Annotated in this window: 15 protein-coding genes; 10 read left to right on the top strand and 5 right to left on the bottom strand. The window is 67.7% G+C overall.

The window, feature by feature from the left end:
- Positions 1-83 precede the first annotated feature (83 nt).
- Complete coding sequence (locus OIU93_RS01045) at positions 84-1,490, bottom strand: dicarboxylate/amino acid:cation symporter (RefSeq protein WP_264268199.1); 1,407 nt, start codon at positions 1,488-1,490, stop codon at positions 84-86.
- 231 nt (positions 1,491-1,721) lie between these two features.
- Between OIU93_RS01045 and OIU93_RS01040 the strand changes: the two genes are divergently transcribed.
- Positions 1,722-4,295, top strand: coding sequence for a LuxR C-terminal-related transcriptional regulator (locus OIU93_RS01040; protein ID WP_264268198.1), 2,574 nt, complete (start codon positions 1,722-1,724; stop codon positions 4,293-4,295).
- Between the two features lie 490 nt (positions 4,296-4,785).
- On the opposite strand, the gene OIU93_RS01035 is transcribed toward OIU93_RS01040, so the two are convergent.
- The 3 genes from OIU93_RS01035 to OIU93_RS01025 form a co-directional block, all read right to left on the bottom strand.
- Positions 4,786-6,453 carry a DUF885 domain-containing protein gene (locus OIU93_RS01035; protein WP_264268196.1) on the bottom strand — a complete coding sequence of 556 codons (1,668 nt, stop codon included), beginning with the start codon at positions 6,451-6,453 and terminating at the stop codon, positions 4,786-4,788.
- Positions 6,454-6,615: 162 nt separating this feature from the next.
- Positions 6,616-6,852, bottom strand: a complete 237-nt coding sequence (locus OIU93_RS01030) for an acyl-CoA carboxylase epsilon subunit (protein WP_264268195.1) — start codon at positions 6,850-6,852, stop codon at positions 6,616-6,618.
- Positions 6,849-8,462 (bottom strand): acyl-CoA carboxylase subunit beta, encoded by a 1,614-nt coding sequence (locus OIU93_RS01025; RefSeq protein WP_264268194.1) that lies wholly within the window; start codon positions 8,460-8,462, stop codon positions 6,849-6,851. The genes OIU93_RS01030 and OIU93_RS01025 overlap by 4 nt, the downstream gene beginning before the upstream one ends.
- A 195-nt stretch (positions 8,463-8,657) precedes the next feature.
- Here OIU93_RS01025 and OIU93_RS01020 point away from each other — a divergent pair, with 195 nt between their 5' ends.
- The 7 genes from OIU93_RS01020 (at position 8,658) to OIU93_RS00990 (ending at position 17,315) form a co-directional block, all read left to right on the top strand.
- Positions 8,658-9,518 carry an NAD(P)-dependent oxidoreductase gene (locus OIU93_RS01020; RefSeq protein ID WP_264268193.1) on the top strand — a complete coding sequence of 287 codons (861 nt, stop codon included), beginning with the start codon at positions 8,658-8,660 and terminating at the stop codon, positions 9,516-9,518.
- A gap of 97 nt (positions 9,519-9,615) precedes the next feature.
- A complete protein-coding gene (locus OIU93_RS01015; RefSeq protein ID WP_264268192.1) occupies positions 9,616-10,566 on the top strand; it encodes a biotin--[acetyl-CoA-carboxylase] ligase in 951 nt (316 codons plus the stop codon).
- A gap of 154 nt (positions 10,567-10,720) precedes the next feature.
- A complete protein-coding gene (locus OIU93_RS01010) occupies positions 10,721-11,335 on the top strand; it encodes a hypothetical protein (protein ID WP_264268191.1) in 615 nt (204 codons plus the stop codon).
- Positions 11,328-12,611 (top strand): adenylate/guanylate cyclase domain-containing protein, encoded by a 1,284-nt coding sequence (locus OIU93_RS01005; protein WP_372342841.1) that lies wholly within the window; start codon positions 11,328-11,330, stop codon positions 12,609-12,611. Before OIU93_RS01010 ends, OIU93_RS01005 begins: the two co-directional genes overlap by 8 nt.
- Positions 12,612-13,700: a PP2C family serine/threonine-protein phosphatase gene (locus OIU93_RS01000; protein WP_264268190.1), complete on the top strand. Its 1,089-nt coding sequence runs from the start codon at positions 12,612-12,614 to the stop codon at positions 13,698-13,700.
- Positions 13,701-13,786: 86 nt separating this feature from the next.
- Positions 13,787-16,141 carry an NAD-dependent DNA ligase LigA gene (ligA, locus tag OIU93_RS00995; protein ID WP_372342840.1) on the top strand — a complete coding sequence of 785 codons (2,355 nt, stop codon included), beginning with the start codon at positions 13,787-13,789 and terminating at the stop codon, positions 16,139-16,141.
- Positions 16,142-16,277: 136 nt separating this feature from the next.
- Positions 16,278-17,315 (top strand): inositol monophosphatase family protein, encoded by a 1,038-nt coding sequence (locus OIU93_RS00990; RefSeq protein WP_264268189.1) that lies wholly within the window; start codon positions 16,278-16,280, stop codon positions 17,313-17,315.
- A gap of 102 nt (positions 17,316-17,417) precedes the next feature.
- On the opposite strand, the gene OIU93_RS00985 is transcribed toward OIU93_RS00990, so the two are convergent.
- Positions 17,418-18,206 carry a glucosamine-6-phosphate deaminase gene (locus tag OIU93_RS00985; RefSeq protein WP_264268188.1) on the bottom strand — a complete coding sequence of 263 codons (789 nt, stop codon included), beginning with the start codon at positions 18,204-18,206 and terminating at the stop codon, positions 17,418-17,420.
- A 359-nt stretch (positions 18,207-18,565) separates the two neighbouring features.
- Here OIU93_RS00985 and OIU93_RS00980 point away from each other — a divergent pair, with 359 nt between their 5' ends.
- Together OIU93_RS00980 and OIU93_RS00975 are read left to right on the top strand one after the other, a co-directional pair.
- Entirely contained in the window at positions 18,566-19,090 is a 525-nt protein-coding gene (locus OIU93_RS00980) for a GNAT family N-acetyltransferase (RefSeq protein ID WP_264268187.1), read from the top strand.
- A 318-nt stretch (positions 19,091-19,408) separates the two neighbouring features.
- On the top strand, positions 19,409-19,981 hold the full coding sequence (locus OIU93_RS00975) for a hypothetical protein (protein ID WP_264268186.1): 573 nt from the start codon (positions 19,409-19,411) through the stop codon (positions 19,979-19,981).
- The last annotated feature ends 55 nt before the right edge of the window (positions 19,982-20,036 follow it).

Below are 20,036 nucleotides of genomic sequence, written 5' to 3'. Positions count from 1 at the left end.
GCTTCCGCCCGGGGGGATGCACTGCATTCCCCGGGAGAAAACGACCCGCCCCGTGTTGGTGTGACTACCGCAAGGCGGCCTGGCTAGCCGACGGGCGTCGGCGTCGACTCCCGCGCCTCGGCGGCGGAGGAATCCGCTGCAGATTTGAACTCGTCGTTGAACGGGTCGCCGTGGCGCGGTGCGTTGTACAGCTCCTCGTCCAGGATGCCCTCGCGCTTGGCGACGATGGCCGGCACCAGGGCCTGCCCGGCGACGTTGACCGCGGTGCGGCCCATGTCAAGGATCGGGTCGACGGCCAGGATCAGTCCGACGCCTGCAAGCGGAAGGCCGACCGTGGACAGCGTCAGGGTCAACATGACCACCGCGCCGGTGGTTCCGGCCGTGGCGGCCGAGCCCAGCACCGAGACCATGGCGATCAGCAGGTAGTCGGTCAGGCCCAGGTCGATGCCGAAGAACTGGGCGACGAAGATCGCGGAGATCGCCGGGTAGATCGCGGCGCAGCCGTCCATCTTGGTGGTGGCGCCCAGCGGCACGGCGAAGGAGGCGTAGCCCGAGGGCACGCCCAGGTTGCGCTCGGTCACGCGCTGGGTCAGCGGCAGGGTGCCGATGGAAGAACGCGAGACGAAGGCCAGCTGCACGGCCGGCCAGACGCCGGAGAAGTACTGCTTGATGCTCAGGCCGTGGGCGCGGACCAGCACCGGGTAGAGGCCGAAGATCACCAGCGCCAGGCCGATGTAGATGGCCAGGGTGAACTTGCCCAGCGCGCCGATGGTGTCCCAGCCGTAGGTGGCCACGGCGTTGCCGATCAGGCCCACGGTGCCCAGCGGGGCCAGGCGGATGATCCACCATAGGACCTTTTGTATCACGGCCAGGGTGGCTGCGGAGAAGTCCAGGAACGGGCGGGCGGCGTCGCCCACCTTGAGTGCCGCGATGCCCACGGTGATGGCAATGACCAGCACCTGCAGCACGTTGAAGCTGAGTGCGGTGGTCGCGTCCCCGCCCTCGGCGATCTTGGTCGTTGCGCCAAGGCCCAGGAAGTTTGAGGGGATGAGCCCGATCAGGAACGCCCACCAGTCGCCGGTGCGCCCGTCGTATTCGGCAGGGGCGCTTTGGCCGGTGCCGGATCCCGGGCGCAGCACGGTGCCCAGCACCATGCCGATGACCACGGAGATGGCCGAGGTGATGGCAAACCACAGGATGGTCTGCCAGGCCAGGCGTGCCGCATTGGTCACCTTGGCCAGGTTGGCGATGGAAGCCACAACCGCGAAGAAGATCAGCGGGATGACCGCCGCCTTGAGCAGCGAGATGTAGCTGGAGCCAAGCGTGGCCAGCGTGGTGCCCAGTCCGGTTGGGGTGTCCGCGGTGTGGCCGGTGTACTTGGCCAGCAGGCCAAGGCCCAGGCCCACGGCCAGTGCGATGATGATTTGCGGGCCAAAGGCGGTGGCCCAGGCGGGGATGCGCCGTCGCGGCGTCGTGGTTGAAGTAGTCACGGTACGAAGCTAGGCGGTGGAGCGTAGCAAAGGACAGCCAGCATTGAGAAATATTACGAAAGAAACGGGCTGAGTCGCCTATTGCGGTTTATTTGTGACGCGTTGCATATGCAGCTCATCCCGGTGTTAAGATGAGCTTTCAACTAATGTATTTTTCTGTTATATGGTGCTCCCGGAGTGCGGAAATCCGTGCACCGATGTCGGCACTATCTGGGGATGGGGGTGGAGTGCGTGAAGTGGAGACAGGTCGATGACATTCTGCCCCGCCCGCGCCTTGACCAGTTGCTTGACCGCGCTGCGGCCTCCCCCGTTGTCATCGCCAGGGCGCCGCGCGGCTCCGGCAAGCGCACCGCGGTTCGCGGCTGGTTGTCCCGGCGTGACCCCTCGGCCGGCAAATGGTCATGGATCGAGTGCCGCGGGAATACCGACTCGCTGGACGAGTTGCTGGCCCTGACCTATGCGAAGGCCGAGAACCCCGAATCGCACCTTGTTGTACTTGTGGGGTTCTCCCGGCGGTACGACGAGGAACTCCTGCAGGCCGTGCAGCGAACTGCACTACAGCATCCCGGTCGTCGCATAGTCATAGTGACGCGTGACTATCTGGAAGTGGAGCGCCATCGAACGCTGCTTTCCGTTGGCGTCTCGGTGATTCCTCCCCATGAATTTCGCTTCACCGCCGATGAAACCGCACAGTACCTGGAGGGGACGGCGCTTGCGGACTTTGCCGAACAACTGGCCAATGGTCTGTGCGGCACGCCCCAATTGGTGCGGATGGCCAAGCTTCGCGCCGAGACCATGCAGGGGCCTCGCACTTCGGACGTGGCGGCCCGGCGCAGTTGGCCGGTCTCGCCCCTGGGCACCTCGGCGTCCACGCCGCTGGAGCTCGATGCGGAGGCCAAGGATTTTCTGGCCTCCGTCCACCGTGCGGTCGAACGTGACATGAAATTGATGCTGGAAGGCGAGGGCCTGGAGCCCGGGCAGCTGGATTTCCTGGCCGTGATCTCGGTACCCACGACATTGCCGGCGCCGTTGCTGGCGCTTCTGGCCACGGGTCACGTTGAACGGTGGCTCGCGGATCTCGAGGGCCGTGGCCTGGTGTATCGGTCGTCGCGCAATCCGGACGACGAATACTGCCTGCACCCCGTGCTGCGCCGAGTGCTCAAGCGTGTCTATCTGGAACCGGAACCGGAACGGTTGGCGGCCCTGCACCGATTGAGCGCGGGGTATGAAATGACCCAGGGTTCTTCGTTCCGCGCGCTGCGCCACGCGTTGGAGGCACCCGATTTTCAATTGGCTTCCGACGTGCTGCGCATGCATGCCGACGAATACCTCGAAGGCGAACTGGGCACGCGCGGTTCGGTGCTGCTCGATGACCTGCCCCTGACGGTCCTGGCCCGGTACCCCCTGTTGGCCATTTGCCTGGCGGTCGCCTACAGCTCCACCGGAAAATTCAAGCTCAAGACCCTGGAATTGCTGGCCCTGGCCGCCGCCGGTGCACGCACCGTGGGTCGCAAGGCCCCGCCGTCGGACCGGCTGATCATGATCACCGTAGAATCCGTGGCGCTGAGATTGAGCGGCATCGGTGAGGCTTCGGTGCGTTCGGCCCGGAGTGGCATCGCGTTGTACCGGGAGATGTCGCCCGGGCAGCGCGACGGGATCGGTCCCTTTGAAGGACCCCTGCTCATTCAGCTTGCACTGTGCCTGCATGCCGGCGGGGTGGACGAAGAAGCCCTGATCGTGGCCGAGATGGGTGTGGCAGCCGACCAGCGCCACCATCGTGGCGGGAGCGACCACTATGCCGAAACGGTTCAGGCCTACTTTTACGCGCTCAACGGGGATATTCGCCGAGCCTCCGTAATACTGGCCGAATGCTTGCCGGAGCACTGGTCCAACCCTGCAGCCAACCACTATTTCGCCACGCCCCACAGGGCGGCAGCCTTCCTGTGTGCCATGGAAGAACATCGTTTCGACGATGCCGCGCGGTGGATGGAGCTCTTGCGCATTGAGCAGCACAACAACGAGTTCTGGCCCTCCATCCGGTTGGCCGAGGCGCTCCTCGCGGTGATCCGCGGGGAACCGACGGCCTCCCTCGTCCGGATGCAGGGTTACCTGTTGCGTGAACGGGAACAACCGGTGGTGCAGCGGTTCGGCAGGCAAATGCTGATCACTGCATCGTGCCTGTTGAACCTGGCAGTGGGGGACGCCTCCCAGGCATTCAAGGCCGCGACGAAGTTGTCGGATGAGACCTCCCGCTTGTCGTTCCAAGCAAGGGTGCGACTTGCCCAAGGCGACGCAGCTGAAGTGCTGCGCTTGTGTACGGCCATGGGGGTGCCCGTGCAGCCGCGCGGGCGTTTTGAACAAGCGGTCCTGGTGCTCGCCGCAACCTTGCAACAAAACAACTTGAAGGCAGTTGGAGGCGCACTGCGCATGGTGGCCGCGCTGAGTGAGGAATACGGTTTGGGCCTTGCCTTGAACCTCTTGCCCGCCCCGGACCTGGAACGCGTCCTGACCGTGGCCAGGGAAATGCGTATCGAGCTCAAGATCGACCCAAATGCCGTGTCGAACATTCCCGGGGGCTTGGGCCGCGCAGTGCTTAGCTCCCGCGAGCTGGCGGTGCTGGGTGAATTGGTGTCCACGGGGAGTGCCGCGGAAATTGCCGAGCGACAGTTTGTCTCGGTCAACACGGTCAAGAGCCAACTGCGGAGCATCTACCGCAAGCTTGGAGTGTCCGATCGGGCGTCCGCGCTCGATGTCGCGCGCGTGCAAGGGCTGGTTCTCAGCAGAGACGCCGAGACGATTGACTAGGAGGTTTCTGTCATTCGCATGATCCACCGGAGGTACTGCGCGCTCGCATGCGCCGCACTACGGGGGATCGGGCTTCCACCAAACCAGACTCGGAAATAATCCCGTTGGCACTGATGCAGCCCCCAAGCATTGCATCCATGCCGTACCGCGAATTCCCCGGCGATAAACGCTTTTGTACGTGAAGTGGAGTTTCCCGGAATCCCGAGTTGTGGTCGCTTCGACGTAATTCGCTGTACCAAGACCTAACTATGGCAGCAAATTCGTTGCCACATCAGCCATTTTGCTCCGATTCACCCTAGCGTTCACCCTCTAATCCAACGCAAGGGCATAATGCAGGCGCTTCCGTCTCGAGCTTGGCGGCGAAAAGCCCATTCACAATCCATGTGACCTTCGTCGGCTGTGGTTCGTGTGCGCGTTCGTTGCCGGGGTGCCCATCCCCGGATGAACAGGGATTTTGGCACCCCGGCAACGTCTCCGGATTCGCTCGGGATTAGCCCAATAGTGCCCGACGCAGGGTATCGAGGCCCACCGACCCGACGCCGAGGGCCTGGGTATGGAAAGCCTTCAGGTCAAAGTCGGCTCCGCCGCGGGCTTCGCGTTCGGCGCGGATCTGCTCCCACAAACGCTGTCCCACCTTGTATGCCGGTGCTTGGCCTGGCCAGCCGAGGTAGCGCGTGAATTCGAATTCCAGTTGGCCGGACGAGATATCCAGGTTCTTTTTCAGGAACTCGAAGCCGCTCTCGCTGTCCCAGGTCCCGGAGCCCCAGGCCTCGGGGATTTCCAGTTCCAGGTGCACGCCGATGTCGAAGACGACGCGGGCAGCGCGCATCCGCTGGGCATCGAGCATGCCCAGATAGTCGCCTGGATCGGCCAGGAAGCCCAGGTCGAGCATCAGGCGTTCGGCGTACAGCGCCCAGCCCTCGCCGTGCCCCGAGACCCAGCAGGCATGGCGGCGCCAGTCGTTGAGCGTATCGCGGGCCAGCACCGCGGTGGCTACCTGCAAGTGGTGGCCTGGGACGCCCTCGTGGTAGACGGTGGTCAGCTCGGACCACGTGGTGAAACTGTCCTCGCCCTCGGGCACCGACCACCACATGCGTCCCGGGCGGCTGAAGTCCTCGGACGGGCCGGTGTAGTAGATGCCGCCTTCCTGGGTCGGCGCAATCATGCACTGGATCCGGTCCATCGGGGAAGGGATCTCAAAGTGGGTCCCGGCCAATGCGACAAGGGCTGCGTCGGACTTTTCCTGCATCCAGCGCTGCAGCTCGTCGGTTCCGGAAAGTTGCCGGGCCGCATCCCGGTTCAGGATCTCCTTGGCCTCCGCGATGCCGGCCCCGGCGGAAATCTGCTCGGAGACCCGCTCCTGTTCGGCGATGAGGTTCGCCAGCTCGTTCACGCCCCAGGCGTAGGTTTCCTCCAGGTCCACCGTGGCACCCAGGAAGCGGCGGGACATCAGCGCGTAGTACTCCCTGCCCACCGCATCTTTCTCCGGTGCCAAGGGCAGCAGCTCGTCCTCGAGCACCTCAGCCAGGCGAAGATAGGCGGCGTTGGCCGCGACGGCGCCGGAGTCCAGCCGTTCGGCGAGCCCGGGGTCGACCTCGGTGCCCGCAGCAGCGAGGCCGTCGAAGAAACCTCCGTCCTTGGCATAGTCGCGCGCCTGCGTGATGACGATCTTCACCTGTCGGGCCGCCGCCACCAGGCCCAGGGCCGCCGATTCGCGTAGCGAGGCGATATATCCGTCCATGGCGGCGGGCAGGTTGTGCATTCGGTCGGCAACAAATGCGTAGTCGGCCGCGGTTTCCTGCGGCATGAGGTCGAAGATGGCGCGCAATTCCTGGGCGGGGGAGGCGATGTTGTTCAGCTCGGTCCGCCGGGTTTTCGCGATCTCGATTTCCAGTCCCAGGCGTTCGTTCATGGCGTCGAGAGTGGTCTCATCGACCTTGTCCTGGGGCGTCAGGGGCGCCAGTTTCGCCAGTGCATCGCGTGCGGCCGCGGTCAGGGCTGCGACACCGGCGGGGGAATAGTCGGTATACGCGGCCTCGTTGCCGGGCAGGCCGAGCTCGGTGGCGAATTCGGGGATGAGTTCAAGCAGGCGGGCGAAGTATTCGTTGGCGACGGCGTCGATCGCGCTGGGCGTGCGCGCCGGTGTGGTGTTGGTCATGGCAACAGCCTAGGCGCTTCTGAAAGCGTTGTTGAAGATTTTTGCGGGAAATCTTTTCGCGGGAACGCGAAAGGCCGGGGTGCCGACAGGAAAATGCCATCCTGTCGGCATCCCGGCCGAAGCCGCCGGCCACGCAGCGTTGCGGTGAGGGGCGGCCTTGCGTTAGTGCCGGCCGACCTTCCAGGGCAGCGGGGAGGCGCTCAGTGCCCGGCGGCGGCGGAGACGGCCGCGACGCAGCTCGGTGCCCGTCGGTGCCGGTGCGGCGGAGTCCTGGATTGCCAGCGCGGAAACGACGGCGGCCAATGCAGCGACTTCCTCCGCCGTGGGATTGCCGCGGGTGACCGATAGCTGCGGCGCCGTGGCCTGCGCGACGGCCAGGGTGTTCTGGTTGCCGGTCACAGCGGGATGTTCCCGTGCTTCTTGGCCGGCAGTGCTGCGTGCTTGTCGCGCGTGGCACGCAGCCCGCGCACGATCTGCAGGCGGGTGTCGGAGGGGGCGATGACCGCATCGACGTAGCCAAGCTCCGCGGCCTGGTAGGGGTTGAGCAGTTCGGCCTCGTAGCCCTCGATGATCTCGGTGCGGCGTGCCTCCACGTCCCCGCCCTCGGCCTCGACCGCGGCCAGGTCGCGGCGGTAGAGGATGTTGACCGCGCCCTGGGCGCCCATGACGCCGATCTGTGCCGTCGGCCAGGCCACGTTGATGTCCGCGCCGAGCTTCTTGGAGCCCATCACGATGTACGCTCCGCCGTAGGCCTTGCGGGTGATGACCGTCAGCTTCGGCACGGTGGCCTCGGCGTAGGCATAGAGCAGCTTGGCGCCGCGGCGGATGATGCCCTGGAATTCCTGGTCCTTGCCCGGAAGGAAGCCAGGGACGTCCACGAGCGTGAGGATCGGGATGTTGAAGGCGTCGCAGTTGCGCACAAAGCGGGCTGCCTTCTCGGAAGCGGCAATGTCCAGGGTGCCGGCGAACTGCATTGGCTGGTTGGCGACGATGCCGATGGTCGCGCCCTCGACGCGGGCATAGCCGATCATCACGTTGGGCGCGTACAGCGACTGCATCTCCAGGAAGATGCCGTCGTCCACGATGTGCTCGATGACCTTGCGCATGTCGTAGGGCTGGTTCGCCGAATCGGGGATGAGCGTGTCCAGCTCGAGGTCCGCGGCGGTGAGCTCCAGCTCCTCGTCGAACTCCACGGCCGGGGCCTCGGAGATGTTGTTCGAGGGCAGGAACTCGAGCAGTTCCTTGCAGAACTCGATGGCGTCGGACTCGTCGGTGGCCAGGTAGGTGGCGGTGCCGGTGTTGGCGTTGTGCTGGCGCGCCCCGCCCAGGGTCTCCATGTCGACTTCCTCGCCGGTGACGGTCTTGATCACGTCGGGGCCGGTGATGAACATGTGGCTGGTCTTGTCGACCATGATCACGTAGTCGGTCAGCGCGGGGGAGTAAGCGGCGCCGCCGGCGCTCGGGCCCATGATCAGCGAGATCTGCGGGACCACGCCCGAGGCGTGGACGTTGTTGCGGAAAATGTCGGCGAACATGGCCAGGGAGGCCACGCCCTCCTGGATGCGGGCTCCGCCGCCATCAAGGATGCCGACGATCGGGCAGCCGTTGCGCAGCGCGAACTCCTGGACCTTGACGATCTTCTCGCCATTGACCTGGCTCAGCGAGCCGCCGTAGACGGTGAAGTCCTGGGAGTAGACGGCGACCTGGCGGCCGTCGACGGTGCCGTAGCCGGAGACCAGGCCATCACCGAGGGGGCGCTTCTTGTCCATGCCGAAGGCCGAGGTGCGGTGCACCGCGAGGGCGTCGAATTCGACGAATGAACCCTCGTCCATCAGCATTTCGATGCGCTCGCGTGCCGTGTGCTTGCCCCGCGCGTGCTGCTTTTCGATGGCCGCGGCACCCGAGGGGGCCTGGGCGAGGGCTTCGCGGCGACGGAATTCGGCGATCTTGCCTGCCGTGGTCGACAGGTCGATCGAATCCGTTGCGTCGGCGATGCGGCTCTGGGTCATCCCATGGCTCCCTTGAAGTAGAAAAATAGTAGGAAAGGCACAACAACAATGCCACCTTGGCCAGTCTAGTGAGGCTCTGGACCGAATTGTGTGTAGGAAAGCTACAAAGTCGCGACGTGTTGGGGGCCAAGTCGTCCATAAATCAAGTTACTCGTTAGTAGCTTTCGTGGCGGCAGTTCACGTAATGTGGCTCACATGAGTGAATCGACCCGCGCCGCCATCGCCGCCAACGCCAAGCCCCTGAAGGGCAAGACCATTCTCATGAGCGGCGGCAGCCGAGGCATTGGGCTGGCCATCGCACTGCGTGCTGCGGCCGACGGGGCGAATGTGGCCATCATGGCCAAGACCGCCACCGCGCAGGCGAACCTCGAAGGCACGGTATTCACCGCGGCGCAGGAAATCACCGCCGCCGGCGGTCAATCCCTGGCCATCGTGGGGGACGTGCGCAACGACGAGGACGTGATGACGGCCGTCACCCAGACACAGGAGCGGTTCGGAGGGATCGACGTGGTGGTCAACAACGCTTCGGCCATCGACCTGTCGAAGACCGAGGAGGTGTCGATGAAGAAGTACGACCTGATGATGGACATCAATGTACGCGGCACCTTCCTGCTCTCCAAGATGGCTCTTCCACACTTGCGGGCAAGCGAAAACGGGCACATCCTCACGCTCTCCCCACCTTTGAACCTGGCGCCGCAGTGGGCGGGGCGACACCTGGCCTACACCATGGCCAAGTACGGGATGAGCATGACGACCTTGGGCCTGGCCGAGGAACTTCGCGACACCGGCATCGGGGTGAATTCGTTGTGGCCCGCCACGCTGATCGACACCGCCGCGATCCGCAACATGCCCCACGGCGCCCAAATGGTCAGCGCCGCGCGCTCGGCGCGCATCGTCGCCGACGCAGCCCATGCAATCCTCACCAGTGACGCCCGCGCCTGCAGCGGCAACTTCTTCACCGACGAGGAAGTGCTGGCCGCCGCGGGCGTGCGCGACTTCTCCGGCTATTCCATGGGCGCCGCCGAAGCCGATCTGGTCCCCGACATCTTCCTGTAAGACCGCATCCGGCCTTGGCTGCCGGTAGAGGCAGCCGCCGGCCCCCGAGTGGTTCGGGGCATCGGGCGGGGGCGGCGGGAGTCGATAGTCTTGGGGGATGAGCATTGAACCGAACCCCGGCCATACCTCCGAACCCGACGCCTCCGCGGGCGCGTCCGAAGTTGGGCGTGCGGCGCTGGACGCGGCAACGCTGCGCCGGATCATGGGGGAGCTGGGCGCAGGGGAGCTGTGGATCAGTGAACATACGGGGTCGACCAACGACGACCTCGCGGCGCGCGCCCACAACGCCCCGCTGGCGAACCTGAGCGTGGAAACCACCGAACACCAAAAGGCCGGCCACGGGAGGCTGGGACGCGGCTGGCAAACACCGGCGCGCAGTGCGCTGGCCACCAGCATCTACTTCCGCCCCGCACCCGGATTCCAGCAGTCGGGGCTGGCCTGGCTGTCCATGCTGTGCTCCACCGCCATGGTGCAGACGTTGCGGGAGGATGCCGGGATGGCAGCGGGCCTGAAATGGCCCAACGACGTGGTCGCCGGCGGCCGGAAGGTCTGTGGCGTGCTGGCGCAATTGGTCATGACGGCCCAAGGCCCGGTGGTTGTTGTCGGCGCTGGCCTCAATGTGTCCCTCACCGCCGACGAGCTTCCGGTGGACACCGCCGCCAGCCTGGCGACGCTGGGGGCCGGCACCCTTGACCGGACCGAGTTGCTGGGCGGCTACCTGCGCCGGGTGGTGCACCTGTTCCGGACCTTCGAAGGGGCCGGCGGCAATGCCGCGACGCGCGCGGCGTATGCGCAGGCGGCACCTGAGGCCCCGGCCGCCGCCAACTCCCCGGAACCCATGACGCTGCGCGAGCTGGTGCGCTCGGTGATGGTGACGATCGGGCACGAAGTCGACGCGCACCTGCCCAACGGCACGGTGTTGCGCGGCACGGCCATCGACCTGGATGCCGAAGGCTCCCTGAGCGTGCGCGAAGCCGGTGGCAAGGTGCACAGCGTACTGGCCGGGGACGTCTACCACCTGCGTCGCAGCGACGGCTCCTACGCCTAGCCGCCGGGCCGGGGAACCGGGGAACCGGGGACCGTGCAGGGCAGATCACGCAACGATTTGCGGCTGCCCACCCAAAGCGTGGGTGCACTGGCTCTACCATTGAAGGAGCAAGACCGGCGCGCACAACCGGTGTGTGGGTTGAAGGAGCCGGGACGTGAAGTTGACATTGGAGAAACGCGAGCGGGTCATCGTCAAGACCCGCGCGCACCGGCGCGTGCTGCGTGGCCCGTTCCTCCGCTTCCTGCTCCTGCTGGCGGGTGCCTGCTACCTGCTGGGCCTGCTGCTTCGCAACGACCTGCCCCCATGGGTCCAAGAGGGACGGCCGTTGCTGGCGGCGTTGCTGGCCGTGGTGTCCGGCGCCCTGTTGGTCATCTGGTGCCTGCGGCCCTGGATCCGCTGGGCCAATACCTACACCTACCTGACCAGCGAACGCATCGTCACCAAGCGCGGACGCCGGGCCGCCGGGCAACATTCCATCGGGTTGTACGCAATCCACGATATTGTTGCGGTGGTAAGGCCCAACGCGCCGGAGAACGCCCCCGGGACGCTGTCCGTCGTATTGGCCGAGCAACGCTTCAACATCCCGCACGTCCCGGCCGTGGCCCGCATGCGCAACTACTGCATCGGGGCCATCACTGCCCTGCCGAACTTCCCACGGGTTGATGGTGTAAACATGGAAGAACGCGTTGCCGGGGATCCGCCAACGAGGGCAATGAACGAATCGCACCACCCAGAGCAGCAACAAAGAGAATGGACTGAGCATGAGTGAGCGGTCGCCGGCGACGGGAACCCAACCCGTCGCGCCCACCGCTGCCCGCGACGCGGCACGTGCACAGGCCCAACGCCACCCCTCCGATGTCACGGACGCACCGGCACCCGAGGCCAACGGCGCGCTGCATCCGGAGCCCGCGCCGGCAGTGGAGCTGGCACCGGCGCTCGCCGACCCCCTCGGGGACCTGGTCGAGGCCATGAAACGACCCGAGCAGGTCGGTCGGATCACACCCGGGCCCGCCCGCGAAGCGGTCCGCGACCTTGAGCGCAGGCTGCTCGGTGCCGATCGCACCATGCGCCGGCGCGAAATGGCCGCAGGGGCAGGCGTCTCGCTGCTTTCCGCCCGCAAGATCTGGCGCGCCCTGGGCTTCCCGAACCTGGGCGACGAAGAAGTCTTCTTCACCACCGTCGACCAGGACGCGCTCAAATCCATTCTTGAGATGGTCCGGGAGGGAGTCCTGACCGAGGAAACGGCGATCTCGCTGACCAGGTCCGTCGGCCAGATGACAGACCGCATGGTGGTCTGGCAGGTCGAGGCGCTGGTCGAGGACATGGTGCAGAACCAGAAGATGAGCGATCCAGAGGCCCGCCGCAACCTGGTGAGCCTGCTGCCGGAAATCATCGAGCCGCTTGAGGACCTGCTGGTCTACTCCTGGCGCCGGCAGCTGAACGCGGCCGTGCACCGGCTGGTGCTGCGTGCCGAGACAGGACTGGCGGCCTCCGCCGAGGGCCGCGACGGCTCCGAGGACGACGCCCCGCTGCCGCTGGCACGCGCCGTCGGCTTCGCCGACCTGGTCTCCTACACCTCGCTCTCGCGCCGGATGAACGAGCGCACGCTGGCCCAGCTGGTGCAGCGCTTCGAATCCAAGTGCGCGGAGATCATCTCCATCGGCGGCGGCCGGCTGGTCAAGACCATCGGCGACGAGGTGCTCTTCGTGGCCGAGACGCCGCAGGCCGGCGCGCAGATCTCCCTGGCAATGTCCAAGGAGTTCGCCGCCGACGAGCTGCTGCCCAACACGCGCGTTGCCGTGGTCTGGGGCCGCGTCCTCTCCCGGCTGGGCGACATCTACGGGCCGACGGTCAATCTGGCCGCCCGGCTGACCTCGCTGGCCGAGCCCGGCACCGTCCTCACCGACGAGCTCACCGCCTCCACCCTGGCCGGGGACGACAGGTTCGTGCTTGAGCCCCAGGAAGTCACCGCCATCCGCGGCTTCGGGGACCTGACCCCGGTGCGGCTGGCCCCGGGCACCGGATCGGGACTGGTGCTGGACTAGATGGACTTCGGATTCGGGCAGGTGCGTGCCGCTGCGGCAACAGACATCGGGCTGCGCCGCGCCGTCAACGAGGACAGCGTGCTGGAAGCCGGAACCGTATTTGCCGTGGCCGACGGCATGGGCGGGCACGAGGCCGGCGACCTGGCCTCCCGCCTGGGCATCGAGACGCTGAACGAAATCGCCGCCGGATCCGGCGGCACCGGGGAAATCCCGCACGATTTGCCCCGCGCCCGGGACGTCCTGGCCGTGGTCACCGCCGCCGATGCCCGCATCCGCAAGGCCACCGGCGCCCGCGGCGGCACCACCCTGTGCGCGCTGGCCCTGGTCCGCGTCGAGGAGGATGGCGGGGCATGGCCGGGGGAGCCAGCGGGCCCGCCGGTCACCGCGCAATTGCCCGCCGTGCCACCCTCGGCCCATGCACCGCGCCTGCCGCTGCCCGCGGTGGGGGAAGCGCGCTACCTGGGCAGCACCCTGGAATCCGGCGACGCCGACCCGGGGGCCGGCCACCGGGCCGATCCCGAACCCACCACCGATGTGCTACCGCGCGCGAAGGCCGGCGCGGTGCCCGCGGCACCTAAGGGTTCCGCGGCGATGACGATCGCCGGGACCTCGGCCAAGGTCACCCCGATCCCCGGCGCCGACGGCGGCGTGCCCGGCGGGATGACCGGGGACCACGTGCGGCTGATGCTGCTGAACGTGGGCGACTCGCGCGGCTATCGATTGCGCGACGGCGTGCTGACCCAGCTGACCCGCGACCACTCGGCGGTCCAGGAACTCATCGACGGCGGCATCATCTCCGAGGCCGAGGCGCGCATCCACCCGCAGCGCAACCTGATCACCCGGGCGCTGGGGGCCGGCGGAAACTCCGTGCCGGACACCCAGTTCCACCTGCCGCGCCCCGGGGACCGCTACCTGCTGTGCACCGACGGGCTCACCGGCGAGGTCGAGCACGCGGCCATGGAGGAGATCCTCGCCCGGACCCCCGACCGCACCGAGGCAGTGGGCAGGCTCATCGACGCGGCCCTGGCCAGCGGCGGGCGGGACAACATCTCGGTGGTCATCATCGATATCGAGGGCCCCGGCGCGTAGGCGGGCGCACCGCCGGACCGACGCGCCACACGCGCACCGTGCCCGGACACCAACTCGGGGCTGTTCTGGGGCAAAATGGAGGGGTGATGCCCCAAGAGCCGACCCCGCAGCCAGAAACCAGCCAGCCCGTTGCCGCCCGCGCACCCGAGGACTCCGAGGCCATGGCGCAGGCCCTTGAGGCCGAGGCTGTCGTCCCCGGCGAGTCGCTGCGCACCGAATACGAGCAGCTCGTTGACGAGGTGCGCAAGCACCGGGCTGCGTACTACAACGAGGACGCCCCGCTGATCTCCGACGCCGAGTTCGACGCGCTCTACTCCCGGCTGCAGCGCCTGGAGGCGGAGCACCCGGAGATCGTCGCCAACGACTCGCCCACCCAGGAGGTCGGCGGCGAGGTCTCCGCGGCCTTTGCCCCCGTCGTCCACCTCTCGCGAATGTACTCCCTCGAGGACGTCTTCTCCCTGGAGGAAGTCATCGCCTGGGGCGAAAAGACCCAGGCGAATGCGGCACTGCGCGCCTCCGCGCACGAGCTCAAGTGGCTCTGCGAGGTCAAGATCGACGGCCTGGCGGTGAACCTGCTCTACCGCGACGGCAAGCTGGTGCGCGCCGCCACCCGCGGCGACGGCACCACCGGGGAGGACGTCACGCACAACGTGCTGACCATCAAGTCGATCCCCACGCAGCTGGAAGGGGAGAACTGGCCGGAGGAGGTCGAGGTGCGCGGGGAGATCTTCATCCCCTCGGCCGACTTCGCCGCCTACAACGCGGCGCTCATTGAAGCCGGCAAGGCACCGCTGGCCAACCCGCGCAATGCCGCGGCCGGATCCATCCGGCAGAAGGACCCGGCGGAGACCGCGAAGCGTCCGCTGCAGATGTTCGTGCACGGCCTGGGAGTGCGGACCGGGCTGGCCGCCGCCACCCAGTCCGAGACCTACGCGCTCATGGCTTCCTGGGGCCTGCCGGTTTCCCCGTACTCGCGCGTGGTCGACACCCTTGAGGAGGTTCTGGGGTTCATCGCCCAGAACGGCGAACACCGCCACGACCTGCTCCACGAGATCGACGGGATCGTGGTGAAGACCGACGCCTTCGAGATCCAGCGCAACCTCGGTTTCACCTCCCGGGTCCCGCGCTGGGCGGTGGCGTACAAATACCCGCCGGAGGAGGTCAACACCAGGCTTTTGGACATCCGGGTGCAGGTGGGCCGCACCGGCCGGGTGACCCCGTACGCGGTGATGGAACCGGTGCTCGTCGCCGGTTCCACGGTCAGTTTCGCCACCCTGCACAACCAGGACGTGGTCAAGGCCAAGGGCGTGCTGATCGGGGACACCGTGATCCTGCGCAAGGCCGGTGACGTGATCCCGGAGGTCGTCGGTCCGGTGCTGGCCCTGCGCGAGGGCCGCGAGGACGAGCTGCGCGAGTTCACGATGCCCACGCACTGCCCGTCCTGCGGGACGGCGCTGGCCCCGGCCAAGGAGGGGGACGTGGACATCCGCTGCCCCAACGCCGAGTCCTGCCCGGTGCAGCTCACCGAGCGCGTCGCCCACCTGGGCGGGCGCGGCGCCTTTGACATCGAGGCGCTGGGCTACGAGGCCGCGCAGGCGCTGACCATCGGACCCGGCGAGGACCCGGAACAGAACGGCGGGGTCATCGTCCCGGCCGGCCCGGGACCGCTGCGCAACGAGGCGGCGATCTTCGATCTGGCGTCCGGCAACCCGGATCCAGCGCTGCGCGAGACCCTGGCCGACGTGCAGGTGTGGCGGGAGGTCCGCTCCAAGGGCGCGGGCACCGGGAAATTCCAGTTGGTTCCGTACTTCTACTCCAAGGCCACCGCCAAGAAGCCCTCGGGCCCAACCCGGACCACCGAAAAGCTGTTCGACGAGCTGGAAAAGGCCAAGACCAGGCCGCTGTGGCGGGTGCTGGTTGGACTGTCCATCCGGCACGTGGGCCCCACCGCCTCGCGCTCGCTGGCCACCCGGTACGGGTCGATGGACAAGATCATCGAGGCGCTTGAGGCCGAGGGCGCCCGCGAGGCACTGGCCGAGGTCGACGGAGTCGGCACGATCATCGCCGACGCGCTGATCGAGTGGTTCTCCGTGGACTGGCACCGGGACATTATTGCGGCCTGGAAGGCGGCGGGGGTCTTGATGGAGGACGAGCAGGACGCATCCATCGTGAAGCACCTGGAGGGGATGAGCATCGTGGTCACCGGCTCGCTGCCGACCTACAGCCGCGACGCGGCCAAGGAAGCGATCATCATCCGCGGCGGCAAGGCAGCCGGGTCGGTCTCCAAGAACACCGCCTACGTGGTGGCCGGGGAGGCCGCCGGGTCCAAGCTGGACAAGGCGCTCGCGCTGGGTATCCAGGTGCTCGACGAGGAGGGCTTCAAGTTGCTGCTCGACGGCGGGCCCGACGCGGTTCAGGGGCGCCCCAACCCCGAGGCCTAGGCGCGCAGGGGAGCCGGCGCCCGGCTCCCCTGCGCGTCCCGACATTCACCACGGCAAGGAACCTTGCCGCCCGGACGGCAACAACCGGTTCCACGGCCATCAAGCACGGTCCCCCCAAGCCACCAAGGAGCAGCACATGAGCATGAACCCGAAGCACCTGCAATCGGCACAGGGTGCCGCCGAATCGCCCGTGGACAGGGCCGCGGCGTTGGGCCGCGAGCTGTTGGCCGTGGCGCGCGAGGCTGCGGCGGCCGGCGCCGCGGTGTTGGCCGAACGGGGCCGCGGCAAGGTGGCTGCAGACACCAAGAGCGCCGCGGGGGACTGGGTCACCGACTTTGACCGCCGTGCCGAAATAGCGGTGCGCGACGTGATTGCCGCGGCGCGCCCCAACGACGCGATCACCGGCGAGGAGTACGGGCGCACCGTCCCGGCGGAGCCCTCCGGCTATCGCTGGTCGATCGACCCGCTGGACGGCACCGCCAACTTCGTGCGCGGCATCGTCTACTACTGCACCTCGGTGGCGGTGTTCGGGCCGCTCGACGAGGCCGCCGCCTCCGCCGCCTCCGCACCCTCGTCCACCGCGACGCCCGAGGGCAACACGCTGGCCGCCGATGGCGCCGCCATGGATGGGGGAACCCACGGCTGGCTTGCAGCCTCCATCAACGCACCGGCGCTGGGCGTCGAGTATTACGCAGCCGCCGGGGACGGGGCATGGCTCATCGACTCGGTGCTGGCGACAGGGTCCGATGCCCGACGCGGGGGCAGCGCCACCCGGGCGCAGCGCTTGCAGGGCGGCGACAAGGAGGAGGCAGGCCGGCTGCTGGCCACGGGCTTCGGCTACGACGCTGACCGTCGGCAGTTCCAGGTCGGAGCGCTGCTGGGGCTGATGCCGGGCTTCGCCAATGTCCGCCGCATCGGATCGGCCGCGCTGGATTTGTGCCTGGTGGCCGACGGCACGCTCGATGCCTACGCGGAGTACGGCACCCAGGAATTCGACTGGGCGGCAGGCGCCCTGATTGCCGCCGAGGCCGGGCTGCCGGTGCTGCGCCCACGGACCAATCCGGGGTGGCAGGCAGCCGGATACCTGGACTTCGACGCGTTGCCCGCCGAATCATCCTTGGGTGAGGTGCCTGCGGCCGATCAACCGGCATCCGGAGCGCCCGCGGCGAAGTAGCGGCAGTGATGCAAAAGCCCGCCGCGGCCGTGGAGGGACCACGGCGGCGCGGGCTTTGTCGTCGGCCCCGGGCGAGGAAAGAATGGACGAAACCGCTTCGGGCTAGATGCCGAACTGCAGCCCGGCGGCCGAATCGTCGTAGTAGCTGCGGTTCTTCAGCCCGGCGGCGGCTGCCTCGTCGAGCACCACCACCGCGTCCGGATGCAACTGCAGGACCGAGCCGGGGCAGGCGGCGGATAGCGGACCCTCGAGGGCGGCGGCAATCGCGGCCGCCTTCTTGCTGCCGGTGGCGACCAGCACCATGCGGCGGGCCTCGAGGATGGTGCCCAGGCCCTGGGTCACGGAGTGGGTGGGGACCGCGTCCGGGCTGTCGAAGAAGCGGGCGTTGTCCACGCGGGTCTGCGCTGACAGGCGCTTGATGCGCGTGCGGCTGCGCAGCGAAGAGCCCGGTTCGTTGAAGCCGATGTGGCCGTTGGTGCCGATGCCCAGGATCTGCACGTCGACGCCCGCCTCGATGATGGCAGCATCATAGGCTGCTGCCTGTGCGCGGATCTGCGCCTCGGAATCGCCGTACCCGTCGGGGGTGTTGAGTCTGGATTCCGGCAGGCCGACCACGTTGCACAGCTCGGTGACCAGGGTCTGGCGGTAGGACTGCTCGTGGGTGCCCTCCAGACCGACGTATTCATCCAGCGCGAAGGCGGTGGTCGTGCTGAAGTCGGCCTCGCCGCGCTCGACGGCCTTGGCCAGCTCCGCGTAGAGACCCAGCGGGGTGGAACCGGTGGCAACGCCCAGGACGTTGTCCCCGCTTCTGCGGCTTCGAAGTCCGTCGAGCACCGCCTCGGCGGCGAACGTGGCGGCTTCCTCGGCGGTGGTGGCGATCAGTACTTCCATGTGTGTTCCTTTGCGCTGGTGCAGGAAGGCCCTGCTGGTGTCGCGGGGCAACGCCCGGGGGCGGCCGGTGAAACCACGGCGGGTCCCGGGCGCGGACCGTTGGAAGGCCCCAAGGTGGCCAACGGTTGCTGCCGCGGCGGTGCCACGGCATAAGGGACAGCGTAGTCCGATCCCTTGTCCGACCCCTAAACCGATTGCGGTTGCATTTGCCCGGCGGCATGGTGCCGGCAACAGCGAGCGGCCAGGGTCCAAGTGCGGGACCGCCGACGTGGCCGTGTGGGCCGGCGGGGGAGTGAGGTTGGCTACATGTGTTCTGCGCCCTGAAGCCCCGAGCCCCGGGGATGCCACACTTGGAGGCAATGACTACAGCAACGCTCGCACCTTCCAGCACCCTGTTGATACGGCCGGCCACCGAATCCGACTACCCGCACATTGCGCGGATCACCGTGGACTCCTACCTGCACGCCGGGCACTTTGAGACCCCTGACCACGAGTACCTGCAGTTCGTGCAGCAGGTTGCCGCGCGCCATGCCGTCTCCGAGATCCTCGTCGCCGAACGCGACGGCGTCGTCATCGGGTCAGTCACTCTGGTGCGCGAGGGCACCGAGTACGCGGACATCGCCCTCGACGGCGAGCTGGAATTCCGCATGCTGGTGGTGGATCCTGCCGTGCAGCGTTCGGGTGCCGGGCGCGTCCTGCTGGGCGCCGTCATCGCCCGTGCCCGCGAGATCGAGGACGTGCACACCGTCTCGCTGACCACCGGCGGCCACTGGGCTGTGGCCCGCGCGCTCTACGAGGCCGACGGCTTCGTGCATGCCTCCGAACGCGACTGGTACGTCCCGAACACCGAGATCGTGCTGGTCGTCTACACCTACGTACTGTAGCCCTTGTCGCCTAGAGGAGTGCCGGTGCTCGGCTGGCCGCCGGCGCTGCTGTCTGACCCCGGCCCTGCTGTCTGACCCCGGCCCGGCCTCCGGGCACGCGGCCACGGACTCCTGCCCCTTGGGAATCCCCGCCGGTGCCCTTTGCGCTTGGGCAGGCGGGCTGCCGGCCAACCGGTGGGACGCCGACGCGTCGGTGGAACGGCCGGTCCGTCCCCGAAGCCGGACAGTTGGCTAGGCTGTGGGAGGAGTGCCCGGGCCGCTTCCGCGGACCAGGGGCGCAAGCCGTTTCCCGTCGTCGACATCCTGCAGGAGAGCACCGTGAGCGAGATATTTGCCACTACCATGGACCCCACCAAGCACGAGCTCATCGGATCGTGGCTGCCGAAGCAGCCGTGGTTCGAGGGCGCCCGCGAGCCGGTGTTGGAAACCGTCGGCGGCTTCCGCCTGGACGACCCGGCCGGCGAGGTTGGAATGGAGTTCATCATCGTCGTGGACAGCGCGCCCGAAACCCCGGTGACCTACCATGTGCCGCTGGCGTACCGCGGATCGGCGCTGCCGGGCGCCGAGGACTCGTTGCTGCGCACCAGCGACCACGGGGTGCTGGGCAAGCGCTGGATCTACGATGCAGAGGGTGACCCGGTGTGGCAGGCGCAGATCCGCGCCCTGCTGGCCGGTGAGGTGGCGGCCCAGCACCAGAACATTTCCCACACCTTGGAGCCGTTGGTCGGGGTGGAGCGTGCCGCGGCGAGCCGCACCGCGGATCCGGCCCCGACGGTGATCCGCCGACCCGTGGCCGGCGCCGCGGGCGCGGACGGAGCCGCGGGGTCGATCAGCTCGCCGTGGACCGAATCCGGCGCCGTGGTGCGCGGCGCGGTCATCGAATTCCCCTAGCTTGAAGGAGCCCCGGCCCCCACGGCGGCCGGGGCTGCGCCCGGGCCGGGACCGG

The organism is Paeniglutamicibacter sp. ZC-3 (genome assembly GCF_025847175.2).
GTDB classification, from domain to species: Bacteria; Actinomycetota; Actinomycetes; order Actinomycetales; family Micrococcaceae; genus Paeniglutamicibacter; species Paeniglutamicibacter sulfureus.
Note: the sequence above shows the minus strand (reverse complement) of the source record. Positions and strands in the feature narration are given on the sequence as shown.